The sequence below is a fragment of the Phenylobacterium sp. genome, assembly GCF_031412415.1.
Taxonomy (GTDB): Bacteria; Pseudomonadota; Alphaproteobacteria; order Caulobacterales; family Caulobacteraceae; genus Phenylobacterium.
This window is the reverse complement of sequence record NZ_JANOCX010000159.1, coordinates 1-2573: the sequence shown is the minus strand read 5'-3', so window position 1 is coordinate 2573 and position 2573 is coordinate 1. Positions and strand designations below refer to the sequence as shown.

Genomic DNA, 2573 nt, shown 5'->3' with positions numbered 1-2573 from the left:
GCCAGGATCGCCCGCCGCGTGGGGTCGACCAGGGCGGCGAAGACCCGGTCAAGCTCTCGATTATAGTTCACCATATGGCAAACTGATAAGATCAAAGCTGGGCTGTCAAGTTGAAATCCAGTTTGACGCGCGCGCGCCGGGCTCCCAACCTGCGCTCCGCTCGGAGGCCATCGGCATGACGTCCAGGATCGATCGTCGCGGCCTCGTCGCCGGCTTGACCACCGCCGCGCTTGCGCCGCCCGCCTTCGCACGGCCTAGGGCCAAGTCGCTGTTCGACGGCCGCACCCTCGACGGCTGGACCCCTGTCGGCGACGCCAACTGGGGCGTCCGCGATCGCGTGATCTCCGCCGACGCGGGCGGGATGAGCTTCCTGGTGTCGAGGGAAAGCTACCGCGACTTCGAGCTCCACGCCGAGATCTGGGTCAGTCCCGACGCCAATTCCGGCATCTTCATCCGCTGCTCCGATCCTGTCGGCGTCACCGCCGACAACGCCTATGAGGTCAATGTCTTCGACACCCGCCCCGATCCCACCTACGGCACCGGCGCCATCGTCAACCTGGCCAAGGTCTCGCCCATGCCCAAGGCCGGCGGCCGCTGGAACACGATGGACGTCACGGCGCGGGGCGACAGCCTCACCGTGGTGTTCAATGGCCGGAAGACCGTGGATGGAGCCCGCGACCCGGCCCATGCGGAAGGCCCCATCGCCCTCCAGTACGGGGCCGGCGTCGTGAAGTTCCGCAAGATCGAGATACGAGCCCTATGATCAAGGCGGCCTGTCACTGCACCGCGGTCCGCTTCGAGATCGCCAGGGCCCCCACCTGGGTGCTGGACTGCAACTGCACGCTCTGCCGGCGCTACGGCGCCCTGTGGACCTACTTCCACCGCGACGGCGACCAGGCCCTGCTGCTCCGCACGCCCGACCCGGAAACGACGGAAACCTATACCTGGCTGGACGGCGACCTCGCCTTCCATCGGTGCCGGGTCTGCGGCTGCGTCACGCACATGGAGGCGGTGAAGCAGGACCCCCCGCTGATCTACGGGGTCAATGCGCGCCTGATGGTCGGGCTCGATCCCGCCGGCGTGAAGGTGATCCAGACCGACAACGGCCACACCGGCTGGTTCTGGACGCTGTCGGACCAACCGAGGCGCGAAAGCCGCCATCCCCCCATGCCGCCCCCCGGTCCTGACGACTGGCGCTAGGCCGACTCAGTCCTCGCTCCACATCCGCAACAGATTGCCGATGGTCTTGTCCAGCAGCAGGGCGGCGTCATCCGAGCCCGCCTGACACCGCACCTGTTCCAGGTCGAACAGCAGCTCCCGCTGATCGGCCCGCCGAACTTGGCTTTGCACCCAGCCAACGCAGGCCAGCCGCACGCCGTCCGTCACCGGCGTCACCCGATGAAGTTGCCCGGTCGGATACAGCACCGCCGAGCCCGCGGCTGGCCGGAACTCGCGGTCCCCCATGAGGTCCCGCAGCACCAGGCCGCCCCCCTCGTAGGTGTCGGGATCCGACAGGAAGACGGTGAAGCTGATGTCCGTCCGCAGCGGCCAGCCGCCGTCGTCGTGCATCGCGGCGTTGTCGGCGTGCAGCCCATACTGCTGGCCCGCGCCATAGCGTGAGAACATCAGGCTCGACCAGCGCGCCGGCCGCACCAGCGTCCGGAACGTGGGATGGGTCTCCAGCGCCAGCCGCACCTTGCGGCTGAGCGCGATCACCCCCGGATCGTCGCCGCGGGCCTGTTCGTTGCGCTTCACCTGCTCGGCCGCGGCCCCAGCCGTGGCCCGGCCGTCGCGGAAGGGCGCCTCCGCCAGCCCGTGCTGGACGGCGAGCACCTGTTGCGAATCCAGCACGTCTAGAACGATCAATCCGATCTCCTCGCCACGCGGCCACCCGGCCCCTTCTTCCCACGTCCTGGGCCCGCAGGCCAAGCCAGGGGGTTGTCAGCCGCGCGCCGAGCGCCCATTTGCGGAGCGCGGACCGGGCCCCTCTGGTGGCGTCGACCGGGTCGGCGTCATGATGTCGGACGCATCACGCTCGCCACGTGAGGTCGCAGGCCCGTCGCCATCGCGCCTCCATCGCCGGAAGGAAGCCCAATGCCCTTGCTCCTATGCCCCAACGACAACAGCTCGATGCAGACCGTGGACCGCGCGGGCGTGCAGTTCGACATGTGCCCCACCTGCCGGGGCGTCTGGCTTGATCGCGGCGAGCTTGAAAAGCTCATGGCCGTCGGCGCCCAGGACGCCGCCCCACCGCCGCCATCGCCTAGCCAGGTTCGCCCCGCCGCCCCGCCGCCCCAGCCCTACGGCTATGCCCAGCGCGGCGAGTACGGCGAACGCGGTGAGTACGGCGAGCGTGGGGAGTACGGCGAACGTGGCGAGTACGGCCACGGCGGCGGCTACCGAAAGAAGCGCTCGATCTTCGACATCTTCGACTGAGGCGCCGGGCCGCGGCGTCACCGGCTGGACAGTCGCCGCGCTTCCGTCAGCCGCCCGTTCCGCCGCCGCGAACGCCGCCCCCCGCCCCCGACGACTGGCGCTGAACGGCCGGGCGGGGTGGCTTGCGCGCGCGCGTC

General features: G+C 69.6%; 4 protein-coding genes. 3 read left to right on the top strand and 1 reads right to left on the bottom strand.

Going from position 1 to position 2573, the window contains the following annotated elements; translation table 11 throughout:
• Nucleotides 1–175 precede the first annotated feature (175 nt).
• Together RMO04_RS07685 and RMO04_RS07680 are read left to right on the top strand one after the other, a co-directional pair.
• The gene (locus RMO04_RS07685) at nucleotides 176–763 is read left to right on the top strand and encodes a DUF1080 domain-containing protein (protein WP_309644196.1); all 588 of its coding nucleotides are present in this window, start codon (nucleotides 176–178) and stop codon (nucleotides 761–763) included.
• Nucleotides 760–1200: a hypothetical protein gene (locus RMO04_RS07680; protein ID WP_309644195.1), complete on the top strand. Its 441-nt coding sequence runs from the start codon at nucleotides 760–762 to the stop codon at nucleotides 1198–1200. Before RMO04_RS07685 ends, RMO04_RS07680 begins: the two co-directional genes overlap by 4 nt.
• A gap of 6 nt (nucleotides 1201–1206) precedes the next feature.
• Here RMO04_RS07680 and RMO04_RS07675 read toward each other — a convergent pair whose 3' ends face one another.
• Nucleotides 1207–1866 (bottom strand): Fe2+-dependent dioxygenase, encoded by a 660-nt coding sequence (locus RMO04_RS07675; protein WP_309644194.1) that lies wholly within the window; start codon nucleotides 1864–1866, stop codon nucleotides 1207–1209.
• Nucleotides 1867–2094: 228 nt separating this feature from the next.
• Here RMO04_RS07675 and RMO04_RS07670 point away from each other — a divergent pair, with 228 nt between their 5' ends.
• Entirely contained in the window at nucleotides 2095–2436 is a 342-nt protein-coding gene (locus RMO04_RS07670; protein ID WP_309644193.1) for a zf-TFIIB domain-containing protein, read from the top strand.
• The last annotated feature ends 137 nt before the right edge of the window (nucleotides 2437–2573 follow it).

Excerpts from the sequence above, each read along its gene's own strand:
- RMO04_RS07685 (WP_309644196.1), top strand. The coding sequence starts at position 176 with ATGACGTCCAGGATCGATCGTCGCGGCCTCGTCGCCGGCTTGACCACC.
- RMO04_RS07680 (WP_309644195.1), top strand. The coding sequence starts at position 760 with ATGATCAAGGCGGCCTGTCACTGCACCGCGGTCCGCTTCGAGATCGCC.
- RMO04_RS07670 (WP_309644193.1), top strand. The coding sequence starts at position 2,095 with ATGCCCTTGCTCCTATGCCCCAACGACAACAGCTCGATGCAGACCGTG.